Origin of the sequence: Paenibacillus durus, assembly GCF_000756615.1 — a bacterium.
Classification (GTDB): domain Bacteria; phylum Bacillota; class Bacilli; order Paenibacillales; family Paenibacillaceae; genus Paenibacillus_AQ; species Paenibacillus_AQ durus.
In genome coordinates this window covers 5,908,044-5,923,597 of record NZ_CP009288.1, presented here as the reverse complement: position 1 = coordinate 5,923,597, position 15,554 = coordinate 5,908,044, and the positions used below count along the sequence as shown (strand labels likewise).

Sequence of the window (15,554 nt, the reverse complement as noted above, 5' to 3'; positions counted from 1 at the left end):
ATGGAACTTGTGACCATCAGTGAGGTATCGAGATTTTTTCAGGTGACGACTAGAACACTTCGATATTATGAGCAACTAGGGCTTATAGAGAGTACGAAAAAAGAAGGATACGCGTATAGAACATACGACCATCCCTCTCTACGACGTCTCCGGCAGATCATGATATTAAGAAAATTAGGTGTGCCTCTAAGACAAGTTGCTACCATTCTGGAGCATGAAGATGCTTCTACAGCTATAGACGTTTTTAAGGAAAGGGTAGAGCAAGTAACAAGTCGAATAGAGTCTTTGGCCACAATCAAAGAAATAATGATGAAGCTCATCGAAGAGCTGGAAAGAAATGATGAACTCAAAATAAAACACGATATCTTGTATGATGAGACTCTACTCCGTGAAATTGAATCCTTATCCTTAACATGTTTGGATTTGAAGGAGGAAAAGTCAATGAGGGATCTGAACAAAGCAGCAGAGAAATTACAAGTACTCGAAAATGTGAGGATTGTCCATGTTCCGCCCTGCACAGTCGCGGCAAGTCATTATATGGGGGAAAATCCTGAGGAGCATGCCGGAGAGCAATTGGCGGAATTCTTGCAGAAGAGTCAGCTTTATACTACGAAACCGGATGCCCGTGTCTATGGGTTTAATCATCCGAACCCTTCTAATGAGCGGCCATATTATGGGTATGAGCTATGGGTTACCATTCCTGAAGACATAGATGTTCCTGCACCTCTCGTTAAGAAGCAGTGTTCTGGTGGTTTGTATGCGGCACATACGATAACGCTAGGGAATTTTCACGAGTGGAAACTTTTGTCCGATTGGGTTTGTCATGATAATCCGAAGTATGAACCCAATACGTTGGTTGACAATGGGGAGTTCATGGGCGGATTATTAGAAGAACACCTGAATTATGTATATCATTTCCAAATGAGTTGGCCAGAGAGCGATGAGCATCAGTTAGACCTGCTGTTCCCTATTAAATTGAAGAAATCATAAAGGAAACAGGATGGATTATAACGCATCGGTTCAACAGGGAGCCGATGCGTTCTCGATGCGGGGATTCCAAAAAACTTGCCGAGCCCCATTTTGCTTCTTCATTGTTAGTACAGCGTAGGAATCGGAGGACAAGAAACCGCATTTATAAATCTTGGATCAATTCCATAGTAATACCAAAATTCCCCGCTCCAGCGATAACCTGAAACTTCTCCGTACTCCACGCGAGTGGGGTAATACCAGAAACTGTCCCCATTCCATAACCAGACATAAGTATAACTTTGCAAGCAGTCAATGATATAAGATCCAAATGCAGGAGGTTTTGGCGGGATGAAAGCAGGGGGAGGAGGCAGTGTCTGAGCGGGTGTTCCGGGCAGTGGTAAAAATGCCATTGGTTCACTCCTTCATAATAACTTTTTTTCATACTATGCATGTGCCTAGACTAAGGTTCGTGCTTTACGACTTCGATAAAATCAGGATAAAGGCAAAAGAAAAAGACGTGATTGCTCACGTCCTCGGTTTGTCATAGCATTATCGAATGGATAAATATACAGGTATTTTATATCATCAAAATCTCCCGCAGCTCTTCTTCGGTAAGAGCGGACGCTCCCTCTTGACCCGGGCCCATCACCTCGTCGATCAGGTGTTTCTTTTTGTGCTGGAGCTCGTACATTTTTTCCTCCATCGTGTCTTGGGTGATCAGACGGATGACCTGAACGGCGTTCTTCTGCCCCATGCGGTGGGCGCGGTCGGCGGCTTGCTGTTCGACTGCCGGGTTCCACCACAGGTCATATAGGACAACGGTATCCGCGCCCGTCAAATTTAGTCCCGTTCCCCCTGCCTTCAGGGAAATGAGGAAGACGTCCATTTCGCCATCATTGAACCGGGCGCATAGCTCGACGCGCTCACGGGCCGCCGTGGACCCGTCCAGATAAAAGAACGGAGTGCCCTGATCGCTCAACGATTTGCCAATTAGGCCAAGCATTTCCGTGAATTGAGAGAAGATAAGCATGCGTTTCCGGTTGGCCAGGCACTCTTCCACGATTTCCATCAGCTGCGTAAGCTTCGCAGAGCTTCCCTTATATCCTTCGATAAAAAGGGCGGGATGACAGCAAATTTGCCGAAGCCGGGTGAGGCCGGCCAAGATTTTGATCCGGCTCTTGTGGTACCCGTCCACGCTTAGATGCTTTAAGGTATCCTGCTGCAGCTTGGCCAAATAAGCAGCGTACAGTTTCTTCTGTTCGGGCAGCAGCTCGGTTGGCTTAATCGACTCGGTTTTGTCCGGCAGGTCTTGAAGCACTTCGCTCTTCCACCTGCGCAGCATGAAAGGCCGCGCCCGTTTGGCTACCTCTTTGCGCGTCAAGTTGCCGAACGTCTTCCGGTCCGGGAACAATGCCGGGAAGACGACGCTAAAGATCGACCACAGCTCTTCGATGCGGTTCTCGACAGGGGTTCCGGTCAAGGCGAACCGGAAATCCGCCTGGATTGATTTGACCGCCCGGGCCGTCTGCGTCGCATCGTTCTTGAAGGCTTGGGCCTCATCAAGAATGAGCGTATGAAACGGCTGCTTGGCATAGAGATCCACATCCCGCAGCAGGAGGGGGTATGAGGTAAGGACGACGTCGGCGTCCTCCAGTCTTTGCATTTTCTCCGCCCGCTCGGTCTGGCTGCCGTCCGCGATGAGCACGCGGATGCCCGGTGCAAACTTCCGCAGCTCATTGCGCCAATTGTAGACAAGCGACCCCGGCGAGATCACGAGGGCCGGGATGCGCTGCTGCCGAATCTCCGGCAGAACGGAGACGATAAAGGCGATGCTCTGCACGGTCTTGCCCAGTCCCATGTCATCCGCCAAAATGCCGCCGAACCCGTAATGGGCGAGTGTCTTCAGCCATTGGTAGCCTATTTTTTGATAATCCCGCAGCACCTTCCTAAGAGGAACCGGGACCGGGAAGTCGAGATTGTCCGGATTTCGCAGGTTATAGAGGAGCTGGCGGACCGGCTTGTCGAGCTTCAGACCGCCAAATTCATGGTCGATCAAGTGAAGGCCGTGGGCCAGAGGGACCCGGAACTTCGATTCGATGATATCCGTGTAGAGAAGCCCCGTGTCCTTGAGGAACTTCGACAGCTCCTGAAGCTCCGCGCTGTCCAACGGCAGCAAGGAACCGTTCGGCAGACGGTAATATCTCCGTTTTTCCTCCAAGGATTTCACCAGGCTGCGAATTTCGGTTTCCGGTATCCACCCCATATTCAGGCGAAATTCAAGCCAGTTCATTCGCTCGGCTGCGGATACCTGCACACTGACCTTCGGAAGCGTATTTAACTTGTGCACCCGCAGTTTCACCGCTGTCGTTGCGTACACCTTCATCAGCTTCTCCAGCTGCGGGACAACCGTATAGAGGAAGTCGAACTCCGCTTCTTCATCGTTCATGAAGTATCCGGCTTCCGTCTTCGTAAACGGACAATGTTCGATCATATCGATAATCGCCTGCTCCCCCTGGGCGTCCCGGATGAGAATACGAGGCGACCCCTGCTGCATGCGGTGGTCTTCCAAGGGATTAATAACGACCTCGCCGTATTGAAATTCAACGGCAGCCAGAAGCCGATCCTTCACCCGGTCCAGATATAGCTTGGCCTGAAGCGGGAATTGCGTGACACGCTCGGCAATGGCTGGGGCGATGCTTACGCTGCCCAGCTTCTTGAATCCGGGGACGGCTTTTTCCACAAAAGCCTGCATTTGACCGCCAGGAATGACAATGTCGTCAGTACCCGATTCGTCTAGAATGGCTTTTAGTTCGGTAAGCCGCTTGCCTTGTTTGGTAGGGAGCGGGAGCAGCTTCCCCTGAAGAAAGGCCGCTCCGTAAAGCTCCATAATGGTTATTTCCTCAAGACCGTGAATACGCAACGAACAGCCCCCTGAACCGGCTTCATCGATCTCGAAGCTAAGAGGCAGAGGCTCATCCGACAGGCAGATACCGTCATACTTGATGTCCCCGTCCATAAGGGTAACGTTCGGCGCCTGCGACAGAAGAGGAAGCAGCACAGCCCATGCCTGCGGCGGAATGAGCAGCATGCGGTCGCTGTTTCTGCCCGAGGCATAGACGGAGTGCAGGCGGTCCGTTTCGCGGTATGCGGCACGGTCCCGAATCATTTCCATTAAGGCCCGTAGGACGGCCTCGTCTTCTTTCCCAAAGGTGTGAAGCTCCGGACTGTAGCTGAACCTTGGCGAGAAAGAATAGCTTTCCCCCCGGCCAAGCTGATCCAGGAAGGAAGCGATATTTTGAACGATGTATAAGGCTTTGGGGCCTGCTTTAAGCTCGATGCCGAACAGGGCGGTATTGTTGCCAACGGCTAAGAGCTTGAGAATAAACTCCACTTTAAGAGGGATTCTCGTTTCCGTAAGTGTCTTGTTGTGAATGGGACGTACGGGCTTGTCGTCGAACAGTCTCAGAATGCGCTCGGTGATGGGGACAGGTTCAGCACGTCCGGGAGTTATTCCGGGGCCAGCATCGGCAGGAATCTGTGGAGCGGTCGAATCGCCGGCTAGTTGGATGTCATATAGACGGATCAGAACAGCGGCAATATGATGGCAAAAGGAATCGAATGAGCCAAGGGTGGGGCAGGTACACACCGCATTCGGCTTGCCGTTCCAGTCAAACGTAAGTTGAACCTCATGGCGGCTTGGGCCATTCACTTCGGCTGTATATTCATTCACTTCGGTGTCGAATCGCATAAAATGGATTTTATTCGTGCGGCATAATCGTTCGCCTTTTTGATATGCATAGGGCCCGCACCATTGCTTGATCGATTGTTTGGTTAACTGTACGCTCATCGGCCGGCACCTTCCTAAATTTGTAGAACAGATGTTTGTTAGTGACCATTGTAGCATTCCCTATTGATAAAGTATATTGAGGCGGAACAGGAATGAAGATTTGTGCCTCGGGGCATGTTAGGGGAAAAGACATCAAGGGAGTGGATCAGGATGGCCAGAAGAAAGAGGAAATATGCGGTGCCGGGGGTGGAGCAGGAAATGCAGACCTTCAAAGCAAATGTAATGCAGCGCGAAGGATATGCCGTTGATCCGAATCGGCCGGATGACGTGAAGTATGAAGTGGCTAAGGAGCTTGGTGTACCTCTGCAGCCAGGCGAAAATGGGGGTCTGACGACGGAATCAGTAGGCCATGTCGGCGGCAAAATTGGCGGCTCCATGGTCCGGGAAATGATCCGTCTCGCCCAAGAGCAATTAGCGGCCAGGGAGCAGCGATAACAGCTTTTGTAAATGCCATTTAGTCTTATCTTCCAATCAGCGCGGATTTAATTTCACCTGCGAACCTTTGCCGCTTGTCTGGATACCGGTCTCCTTCACTCCGGCCTCCTTTAGATCGGTCAGAAGCCGCTCCAGCACCGCCTTGGCGGCGAGCCCTTCTTTGGCGCCGGATGATTTCACGACTAGCTGTACCGGTTTGCCGGAGCGCAGATGCTTGTCCGCCTGGCGGAGCTTCGTGTCGTAATCATGCTCCTCAATATGAGCGGTGAAGCGAAGCTCCTTGATCTTCTCCTTGCCGCTTCCGCCTGCTCCCCGTCCTGCGCCCGCATTGTTCGAAGCCGCGCCCTTCCGGGCGGCAGCTTTTCCCGTTCCCTTCGCAACCAGGCTGCAGGGCGGGGGACTGCTCATCAGCGAGGTGCAGACCAAGTCCGCTTTTTCCGATCGGGCCATAGCCAGCGCCTCCTCTCTGGAGACAATGCCTAAATTCTCGCCTCTGAGGCCAGTCAGCACCACCTCGGATGCTTTAATTTGTTCATTGATGAATACTGCCACGTGGACGAAGCCTCCCATAAGAACATGATAAGAATTCAATCGTTATCAGGTTAAATTTACTTATAATATAAAATAAGCGTAATGATTTATAATGAATCTAAAACAGAGGCCGAAAGGAAGTCATGCCTTGTTTGAAACTTTACTATTGAATTTCCTGTTTTTGCTTTTTCCGGTTGTAATCGTTCTAATTTTTTTTGAAAATAGACCCCATTCCTATAACAGAAAAATTCTCATTTTACTATCGGCAGTGACGATGATTCTTTGTATTACCAAACCTATTAAGCTGGAAATGGGATTTATTTTTGATTTAAGATACATCCCGTTCATTATCGTGGCCCTATTTGGAGGATACAAGAATGTTCTCCCGTTATATCTAATATTAAATGTCTACCGGTTCTATTTAGGCGGAGATGGAATGATTTATTCGTTTCTTTTTTCAACTGCTGTATTTATTCTGGTGCCCTTATTCAGTAAAAGGTTTATAAAACTAGATTCTAAAAGCCGAATACTATGTGCAACCGTTATTTCTTTTCTTACCATGGGATTTTACCTAATCATTTTAAGCATCATTTTGGGGACATTGGATAGACAATTCTGGATTCTCACCTTTCATGCATTAACGACTCACGTTGGAGTGATGAGTATCATTATGCTTTTAATAGAGCAGATCATTGCCAATATTAAAAATCGTGACCGGATTTTACAATCGGAAAGATTAAACGTCGTGAGTGAGCTCGCGGCTAGTGTTTCACATGAAATAAGAAATCCTCTTACGGTTACCAGTGGTTTTCTGCAGCTTTTAAATAAATCAAATACCGTAACACCGGTTGAAAAAGGATATATAGAATTATCTTTGCAAGAACTAAATCGAGCTGAAAAAATAGTTAGTGACTATCTTTCATTTGCCAAGCCGCAATCGGAAAATATGGTTTATTCCAACATGAAGGCCGAGTCAGAGTATACGAAAAATCTCATTTTACCTTATGCCACCATACATCAAGTAGAGGTCCAATTTAGTTTCAATAACTCGTTAAATACAAGTTATGATAGGAACCAAATCCAGCAATGTTTAATTAATCTATACAAAAACGGTATTGAAGCAATGAAAGACAAGGGCGGCGGTACTCTACTCATTGATATATCGGAAAGAAAGCAAAATATCATGATCAGTATTCAGGATAGCGGAATTGGAATGACAAAGGAAGAAATATCCCGTATGGGCAAGCCCTATTACTCAACCAAAGAAGAAGGAACGGGCCTTGGTATGCTCATGGTCTACAGCACAATCAATAAAGTTAAAGGGACAATTGAAGTCGATAGTGAAAAAGGCAAGGGCACAACATTTCTTATAACGATCCCTACTTAATTTTGAATTACAACAAGCTGTGGATAGAGGTAAGGTTTCTAAGGCGTGTTATGCAAACATAAGCTAACCAGATCCCGTTTTACGAGGTTGGGTCAATTACTATGGACTCTACTAGAAGGCGGGAATGCACTCCATTTGATATTGGCTCTTATATAAGTTGAGCGGTTCTTTCCCGTACTGCCGCACTGTAAGTGACGAAACCGTTAGATGCTTTCTGGGAGATGCATTGAAAATAGTAGCCCCTTTATTAATAATTTTTATTTTTTGTCCGATATTGTAGTCATATAGATTTGATTTAAGTGTTCGGCAATAATCTTCCGTGCATACGCTGTCTTTGGATTTCCTTTAGTGATAAAAGACGTGCGGCTTTTGTAACGATACGATATGATCTGAATGTACGACAACTTATGTAATGGCGGAAGAAAGGTGACAGTTGTGAACGTTGTTAAGCATATCATCGAACATTGCGGAGCTTTACAGACAGATGAACAGGTATTAGTGCTGTATGACAATAGCACTCGTGCTGTAGCATCTGTTTTTCTTCAATATTTAGGGGGAATTAACGCTAACTATAACTCCTTCGAGTTGACAAGAACGGACACCCATGGCGTAGAACCTCCCGCTAAGGTCGCGGAAGAAATGAAACGTTCAGATTTGATTCTCTGTTTGACGTATTATTCGCTTGCGCATACCCAAGCCAGAATGGATGCGACAAACGGCAAATCGCGGTTTTTAAGCATGCCGGAATATTCGCTTCCCTTGCTTGAAGACCCTGCACTGATGACCGATTATACATCAAGGTTGCCCGTTGTGGAAGCTATGACCCAAGCGTTAACTATAGGGAAAGAGCTATACATTGAAACGGAAATGGGGACCCGGCTTACGCTGGATATTCAGGGCCGAAATGGCAACTGTTGTCCTGGCTTTGTGAATCAACGTTTGCGATTGGGATCGCCACCGGATATTGAATCAAATATCGCCCCTAATGAAACCTGTACCGAAGGGAAATTAGTAATCGATGGCTCCATCACGCACCCCCTTATTGGGAAGCTGAACGACCCCGTTGAACTAATCATATCAAAAGGCAAAATCACAAGCTTTCACTGCAAAAATAAGGAAGTTTCTAAAACTTTGGAGCTCATTTTTGCTAATGTTAAGAGTGACAAAGCTTATTATCTTGCGGAAGTCGGCGTCGGTCTTAATAAAGATGCGGTATTATGCGGAAACATGCTGGTGGATGAAGGTTCATATGGAAGCTTGCACTTCGGGTTCGGCTCGAATTATACGATTCAAGGAAACAACAAGGTTTCTTTCCATCTAGATTTCGTAATGACGAAGGCTAATATGTATATCGACCAAATAATGGTGATCAAAGAAGGAGAAGTTCTGATATGAAAGAAACTTTACGGAATTTCACAGATGATCTAAGACTATTAGTTGAAGAGAACGGGGATCAGGAAGCCATTATCGTCGATTCGGGCATCCGAGAACTAAAGATCACTTACCTAGAGCTGTCTGCATTAATTGACAGATGCTTGTTATTATTTGAACAATATGGCGTTAGCCCGGGGGATAATATTTTGTCCCTTCTACCGAACTCTGCGGAAGCCGTCATCTTCTTCTTGGCCACGATAAAAGGCGGATACGGTTATGCCCCGCTTTCATGCTTTGCAACGGACCGGGAAGTAGAGAGATGGTGTTCCTTGATAAAGCCTAAACTGTGCATAAAGTTGAGCAGTATTCAGTTCTCGGCCTTGAGTATTTCCGAGGATTCCCGTGTAATCAATCTCAAATGTGATGGAGATTTCAGTTGGCTGCCTCCGTTACGTTCGGGACAGCCCGTTGATGCCGGGAGCAACCCCAGGTTGTATCTTTCAACGAGCGGAACTACAGGTGAAGCCAAGGCTATGGTTCTGGATGGGAACACCTTATGGTCTAGTGGATATGCCTTTGCTCAATTCCATAACTTGTTTGAAAAGAAACTAAGGTTTTGGAATTACCTCCCAATGTCATACTTAGGAGGACTGTTTAATCTGGCAATGATCCCTCTCTGTAGCGGCGGAAGCATGGTGATTACAGAGACGTTTAATGGGCGTACATTATTGAGTTTTTGGCAGACGATCGATCGATTTAAAATTGATGCTATTTGGCTTGTACCAACAATTGCTAAAGGATTGTTAAAAATAGCGGGTACGATCAATATTTCAAAACACGTCGAAAAAAGTAAAAATATTAAGACGTGTTTTATCGGCACCGCCCCGATTGCACAAGCAGACAAACAACGGTTTGAAGAAACGTTCGGAATTCGCACTCTCGAAAATTATGCGCTGTCGGAAACCACATTCCTTACCTCTGAAACAGCAGAAAATATCAACAATCGCGTCGAAGCGAGTGTGGGCGAAATTTTGCCGTATGCAGTATTTAAATTTGCGCCGAGAGAAGACACTCCCCATGTGTTTAATCTCATGGTGAAAACTCCGTATCTGTTTTGCGGATATTTAACCAAGGATGGAGAAATCAATCTGGAGTTGAATGAAGACGGATTCTTTTCAACCGGTGATATCGGTTACCTCAATGATGACAACCAGGTAGTGCTTGCTGGTAGAAGACAGGACGTGATTAAGAAAGGCGGACTCTTTGTATCGCTTAAAGAAATTGAGGCGTTGGTCGAGAGCCTTCCGTATGTCCATGAAGCTGCGGCCGTGCGCGTGGAACATGAATTTTACGGAGAAAGCTATAACTTATATGTGATTCCTGTGAATAAAAATGAAGACATCACGTCGAAACTGAATGCGTGGCTGCATAAAAACCTAGTGAATTACAAGTGGCCGGAAGCCATTTGCATGAGAGACGAGTTCCCGAAAACCAAGTCTGGGAAAGTGATAAAAAATATGTTTGAAGGGAATGAAGGTGCTTGAATCTTATGCATAAGCCGCCAATGCAAATAAGCAAGAGGGTCAGCAATATTCCGCAAGCACTATCTATTTATATTAATGAATTGGTGTATTCCCAGAAACGAAAAGGCTTGGATATTATTACCCTTTCTCTAGGAGAAGCTTTTTTTGACATTCCCTTGTTTGATTTTAACCGATTGGATGTAGAAAAATGCTACCACTACTCCGAAAGTAATGGGGTTCCGGAGTTGCGCAAGAAGATCGCCGAATTCTATAAGAAACAGTATGATGCGGAGATCGATTACCGAAATGAAATTTTGATTACGGCAGGTTCAAAGCCTGCAATATATATGGCTATGCAGGCGGTGTTAAATAGCGGTGATGAGGTGTTAATCCATGAGCCGGCATGGTTGAGCTACCAGGAACATGCAAGGTTGCTGGATGTTGTCCCGAAGTTTATACCTTTCGACTGTGTCCCGGATGATTTTCATAAGTATTTTACCCATAACACTCGTATGGTGATTATTAACAATCCGAACAATCCGGCCGGGTGGATTTATAGCAGGGAGCAGCTTGTGACTATTTATGAGCAATGCCGGTCCAGAGGGATCTATGTCTTGGTAGATGAGGCATACAGTGATTTTTTGCTCGATGAAACATTCCATTCGATGATTAACGTTGCGACCGATAAAGACGGAATTATCGTCGTGAATTCGTTATCGAAAAATATGGGAATGTCGGGTTGGCGAGTTGGATATATCGTTTCAAGTCCGGAAGTGATTGGGAATGTTCAAAAGTTGAACCAGCATCTCATCACTTGTGCTCCAACGATTTTGCAACACTATCTTGCGCGGTATTTTGATGAAATCATTGAAATCACGCTCCCACAGGCAAAAGAAGTGATCCGCAAGCGCCAAAGGATTTCTAAGTATATGGACCAAATCGGGTTAAACCGGTTGCCGGGGTCATCCACTTTTTATTTTTTCATCCAGATTGATTCATTTAAAGGCAGTTCGATGGATTTTTGTTTACATCTTTTATTTAAATACGGAGTAGCTGCCGTTCCGGGATCAGCTTACGGATCCAGTACCGAGCGATTTATTAGGGTGTCTTTTGGCACAGAATCCGAAGAAAGAATCCATTATGCACTCGCCTTAATTAAGGATTTAATTACGGAGGGTAGTTGCGATACAGATTATATTAACGCTAATTTAAAAGGTAACGGATTTAAGCGCTTTGAAGAAACGTACGCTAGAGCCTAAATCGTGGGGGGAAACAGGTCATGGAGGATATTTGCAAGAGCATTAAAGAATCGATTTACCAGATGGCAAGCGAAAAAAATATTGTAATTACAGATACAAGCAATCTTTACAATGAAGGAATTATGGATTCCTTGAATATTATCGTTCTGCTTACTCGGCTTCAGAGTGAACTATCGGTCAATATCCCGGAAGAAGCTTTGGTTCCCGAAAACTTCGAATCAGTCAATTCCATTATTAACATGGCGCTGGCTGCGATCTCCAAGAAATCATAAAGGCAAAAATCCGGGACAAGAATGGATGGGGACGGGGAAGCAATGAATAAATTCGATGAGAAATATACAATTCGTTTTGCTGAAAAAGCCGATATAAGCTCTATCATGAATTTTATTGAACGGGAATGGAAGAGTGACCATATATTTGCTAGGAATAGAGATTACCTTTGCTATGAACATCAATTCGGCGACAAAGTAAATTATATACTGGCCATTGACAAGGCAACATCGAACTTAGAAGGAATTCTAGGTTTCATTGAAGCTTCCCGCAGCGAAGAACATAAGGACATCTGGGGGGTTATGTGGAAAGTAAGGGAAGGCAAAGGCAATCTCCCCTTTTTGGGAATTGAGTTAATGAAACGTTTAATGGCTGAAACAAAATGCAGGGCAGAAATCGGAGTCGGTGCCAATCCAAAAACCTCGGTTCCCATCTTAAAAGTAATGTTAGGCTTCCATATTGATAAAATGAAACACTCTTACCGTTTAAATGGAAATACAGATGAGTTTAAAATCGCTGTAATCAACAACAAAATCATTCTCCCCGTAATTCCTTCGGTAAAACAGTATCGGTTGCAGAAGTTCAGCAGTATCGATGAGTTGACCCAACATTATGATTTGGAGAGAAATAAAGATATGATTCCCTATAAAGACGCGTGGTATATCGAAAGACGGTACTTTCAACATCCGGTGTACAACTACTCTGTATGGGGAATCCAAGATAAGGGGCAAACCACAAGTGCTATCCTTATCGGGCGAGGGATTTCCATAAATAACAGCAAAGTTCTTCGTATTATTGATTATATTGGGGACCATTCCATGTTATCCGGTTTATATGATGAATTTGGCGCGTTACTTTCCAGCCAAGGTTATGAGTATATTGATTTTTATTATTACGGCATCAACGAAAAGCATCTTACTGATGCCGGATTTGTGCTTCGAGATGAAAACGATGAAAATATCATTCCAAACTATTTTGAGCCGTTTGTTCAGAAGAATATCGATATTTGGGTGAACAGCTCGGTCAGTGACGTAGTGATTTGTAAAGGTGATGGAGATCAAGACAGGCCTAGTCTGGTGGCGGGAGTGAGCTGACATGAAGTCCAAATTAACGGTGGTCATGTACCACTACGTAAGAGATTTAGCGAACAGCAGGTACCCCGGCATTAAAGGGCTCGATTTATCACTGTTCCTCAAGCAAATCGAATTCTTCAAAGAGAATTATACGATCGTATCCGTCGAACAGGTAACAGAGTGTATTGAGACGAAACGGAATTTGCCGGAAAAGAGCTTGTTGTTAACCTTCGACGACGGATATATTGATCATTACATAAACGTATTTCCGGTCTTAATGGAGAACAGCATTAGTGGATTATTTTCTGTATCGGGAAAAGTACTGGCCGAGAGCAAACCATTGAATGTAAATAAAATCCATTATGTATTAGCCGAAGCAGGAGAACACCGGAAGCAAGAGCTGCTGTCGAAGGTGTACAAATTGTTAGACTATTATAGGGGAACGGAGTTTGACTATCCTTCAAACGAAGAGTTGTATGCGAAACTAGCCGTTGCCAATAGATTTGACGATAAGGACATCATTTTTATTAAGAGGATTCTTCAAGCCGAATTACCTGAACGGGCCAGAGACTTGATCACTGACGACCTGTTTAGGGAATACATACCGATCCCGGAAAGCACATTTTCCAGAGAACTCTATATGAATTTTGACCAAATGAAACTGATGAAAAAAAGCGGAATGCATTTTGCCGTTCACGGGTATGAACACTATTGGCTGGAAAAGCTGAACGATCAGGAGATGCAAAAAGATATTACAATGTCCTTAGATGTACTGGAAGGAATCATTGACCGAGAACGCTGGACGATGGTTTACCCATACGGTTCTTATAGTCGTGAGGTATTATCCTATATAGCCGATAATGGATGTAACCTTGGCTTCACGACGGCCGTACGATTTGCTGATATTCAAGCAGATGCCCCCTTATTGTTGCCGAGGTTGGATACCAATGATTTCCCGCCGAAGAGTGACAATTATTTAAAAATCACATAACGGGACGACAAGTAGCACGATTAAATAGAATCATGATGAAGAACTGCAGGGAGTAGGAGGCGCCTTATTGGGCGCTTCTTGCGCATTCTTAGGGCGGGAATCGGTTCTTCTTATCTTTTTCCCAATTGACGCTCAATAACTCACCTCATAACAAGATTACCTAAGGAAATAGGTCTTACTAACACATTATAAATGTTAATTGGCTCTCAAATAACATTAACAGATATTCATTTGTATAAGGTAGTTTTCCGGTTTGAGCGGCTTCCGTTCGAGTATCTGTGAACATCCCGTTCTATATCTTTTCTGGACAGTGAAAAGTTCTTGTCGAAAAATCGGTGCATAGAAAAATAACCCAATCGGGCGAAATATGGTATCCTTTAGTTCTCACACAGAAAGGATAAAATCGCTGAATGGGTTACACAAGCAGTTTACCCCATTTCCGAGCGATTGACCATACCGATGCTAAAATACTTGAACGACCTTCTACTTCCCTTGCGTTCCTGCTTCTCTAGACATGCTACGTTCGAGTGGTTTGTCGTGATTATTGTTGGTTCTATGTTGCGTTCCGACCCTCTCGGCGTCACTTCGGTGATTCGGGATCTCTCCCTGAACAACCGCTGTTACGAAACACTCATCCACTTTTTCCGTTCCTCCGCCTGGTCGCTCGAATCGCTGCGCCTAGCGTGGCTTCAGACGGTTCGCCGAGCAGCACCTCTGCTTGTCGTGCAGGATCGTGTCCTGCTCGTTGGCGATGGAATGAAGCAAGCCAAGGAAGGTCGCCGTATGCCTGGAGTCAAGAAGCTCCATCAGGAATCCGAGAATGTCTCCAAGGGAGAATACATCTTCGGCCATCTGTTTGGCGCCATCAGGATTCTCGCGGGTACCCCGCAGAAGTGGTTCTGCTTGCCCTTGTTCATGAACCTGCAGGATGGGATCCAAACGATCCTGGGATGGAAACGGACCGATGAGGAGGAGCAACCCTCTCATGTGGTGCATATGATCGAACAAGAGTTTACTGCCGCACAGGCTTTCGGCAGCGCGCTGCTTCTGCTGGACCGTTCGTTCCGGCTCTGGAGCGTCTGAATGCGTGCCAGCGCTCGTCCAAAACCCGTCTGGACATCGTGACGAAAGCCAAGGCCAATGTCGTCGCCTATGAACGCCCGCCCGTCCGAAAACCCGGGTGCGGCCGACCTGCCAAAAAAGGGGCGTCGGTCAAGCTGAAGGACTTGTTCCTGACGCGCGCCGCCGACTTTCAAACCGCTACTGTCACGTTGTATGGTAAAGAGGAAACCGTTCAATTCCTATGTCTGAATCTGCTTTGGGGGCAGCGCTTGTATCAGGAACTGCGCTTCGTACTGGTGAAACGCGGGAGCCAGTTCGCGATTCTGGTGAGTACGGATCGGACCCTTTCGGCCACCGAGATCATCACCTTATATGGGTACCGCTTCAAGATTGAATGCACCTTTCGGGAAATGAAGCAAGTGATCGGCGCTTTTGGCTACCGCTTCTGGAGCAAATCGATGCCGAAACTGAACCGCTATTTGAAAAAGGATGCCCCCCATCCGCTTGAAGAGATCAAGGACGAGCGAGATCAGGAGCGCATTTGGCAGACACTCCGGGCCATTGAGGGCTTCGTCATGTGCCAGTGCATTGCGATGGGACTTCTTCAACTGATCGCTCTGCGATTTTCAGGCCGTGTTCCTGTTCTCTCTTTCCGCTATCTGCGAACGCCATCCCATGCCGTGGTATCTGAGGCGACCGTGGCGGTTTATTTGCGCAAATCTATTTTTCGATGGTTTGCTCAGCAGCCGCATTTACCCCTAACCCAAATTATTCGTTCTAAGCAGGCTACGTCTGAGATTGTAGCGGATTCCTTGGCTTCTTAAAGCTGTAGA

General features: G+C 46.0%; 13 protein-coding genes. 11 read left to right on the top strand and 2 right to left on the bottom strand.

Annotation, left to right across the window (positions count from 1 at the left end; all coding sequences use genetic code 11):
* The gene (locus PDUR_RS26250) at nucleotides 1–990 is read left to right on the top strand and encodes a MerR family transcriptional regulator (protein ID WP_042208835.1); all 990 of its coding nucleotides are present in this window, start codon (nucleotides 1–3) and stop codon (nucleotides 988–990) included.
* A 556-nt stretch (nucleotides 991–1,546) separates the two neighbouring features.
* On the opposite strand, the gene PDUR_RS26245 is transcribed toward PDUR_RS26250, so the two are convergent.
* A complete protein-coding gene (locus PDUR_RS26245) occupies nucleotides 1,547–4,816 on the bottom strand; it encodes a DEAD/DEAH box helicase (RefSeq protein ID WP_042208834.1) in 3,270 nt (1,089 codons plus the stop codon).
* A 150-nt stretch (nucleotides 4,817–4,966) separates the two neighbouring features.
* Between PDUR_RS26245 and PDUR_RS26240 the strand changes: the two genes are divergently transcribed.
* Nucleotides 4,967–5,251, top strand: coding sequence for an alpha/beta-type small acid-soluble spore protein (locus tag PDUR_RS26240; protein WP_042208833.1), 285 nt, complete (start codon nucleotides 4,967–4,969; stop codon nucleotides 5,249–5,251).
* A 36-nt stretch (nucleotides 5,252–5,287) separates the two neighbouring features.
* Here PDUR_RS26240 and infC read toward each other — a convergent pair whose 3' ends face one another.
* Complete coding sequence (gene infC / locus PDUR_RS26235) at nucleotides 5,288–5,803, bottom strand: translation initiation factor IF-3 (RefSeq protein ID WP_042208832.1); 516 nt, start codon at nucleotides 5,801–5,803, stop codon at nucleotides 5,288–5,290.
* 127 nt (nucleotides 5,804–5,930) lie between these two features.
* On the opposite strand from infC, the gene PDUR_RS26230 reads away from it, so the two are divergent.
* The 9 genes from PDUR_RS26230 to PDUR_RS29565 all read left to right on the top strand — a co-directional run bounded on the left by PDUR_RS26230 (nucleotide 5,931) and on the right by PDUR_RS29565 (nucleotide 15,545).
* Nucleotides 5,931–7,169 (top strand): ATP-binding protein, encoded by a 1,239-nt coding sequence (locus PDUR_RS26230; RefSeq protein WP_042208831.1) that lies wholly within the window; start codon nucleotides 5,931–5,933, stop codon nucleotides 7,167–7,169.
* A gap of 426 nt (nucleotides 7,170–7,595) precedes the next feature.
* Nucleotides 7,596–8,564, top strand: a complete 969-nt coding sequence (locus PDUR_RS26225; RefSeq protein ID WP_042208830.1) for an aminopeptidase — start codon at nucleotides 7,596–7,598, stop codon at nucleotides 8,562–8,564.
* Nucleotides 8,561–10,087, top strand: coding sequence for a class I adenylate-forming enzyme family protein (locus tag PDUR_RS26220; protein ID WP_042208829.1), 1,527 nt, complete (start codon nucleotides 8,561–8,563; stop codon nucleotides 10,085–10,087). Before PDUR_RS26225 ends, PDUR_RS26220 begins: the two co-directional genes overlap by 4 nt.
* Nucleotides 10,088–10,092: 5 nt before the next feature.
* Entirely contained in the window at nucleotides 10,093–11,325 is a 1,233-nt protein-coding gene (locus PDUR_RS26215; protein ID WP_156130644.1) for a pyridoxal phosphate-dependent aminotransferase, read from the top strand.
* A gap of 20 nt (nucleotides 11,326–11,345) precedes the next feature.
* Complete coding sequence (locus PDUR_RS26210; protein WP_042208827.1) at nucleotides 11,346–11,597, top strand: acyl carrier protein; 252 nt, start codon at nucleotides 11,346–11,348, stop codon at nucleotides 11,595–11,597.
* Between the two features lie 42 nt (nucleotides 11,598–11,639).
* The gene (locus PDUR_RS26205; RefSeq protein ID WP_042208826.1) at nucleotides 11,640–12,689 is read left to right on the top strand and encodes a hypothetical protein; all 1,050 of its coding nucleotides are present in this window, start codon (nucleotides 11,640–11,642) and stop codon (nucleotides 12,687–12,689) included.
* A gap of 1 nt (nucleotide 12,690) precedes the next feature.
* Nucleotides 12,691–13,659, top strand: coding sequence for a polysaccharide deacetylase family protein (locus PDUR_RS26200; RefSeq protein WP_081949706.1), 969 nt, complete (start codon nucleotides 12,691–12,693; stop codon nucleotides 13,657–13,659).
* A gap of 537 nt (nucleotides 13,660–14,196) precedes the next feature.
* A complete protein-coding gene (locus PDUR_RS29995; protein WP_233277443.1) occupies nucleotides 14,197–14,742 on the top strand; it encodes a hypothetical protein in 546 nt (181 codons plus the stop codon).
* Nucleotides 14,743–14,780: 38 nt separating this feature from the next.
* Nucleotides 14,781–15,545, top strand: a complete 765-nt coding sequence (locus PDUR_RS29565; RefSeq protein ID WP_233277442.1) for a hypothetical protein — start codon at nucleotides 14,781–14,783, stop codon at nucleotides 15,543–15,545.
* Nucleotides 15,546–15,554 lie beyond the last annotated feature (9 nt).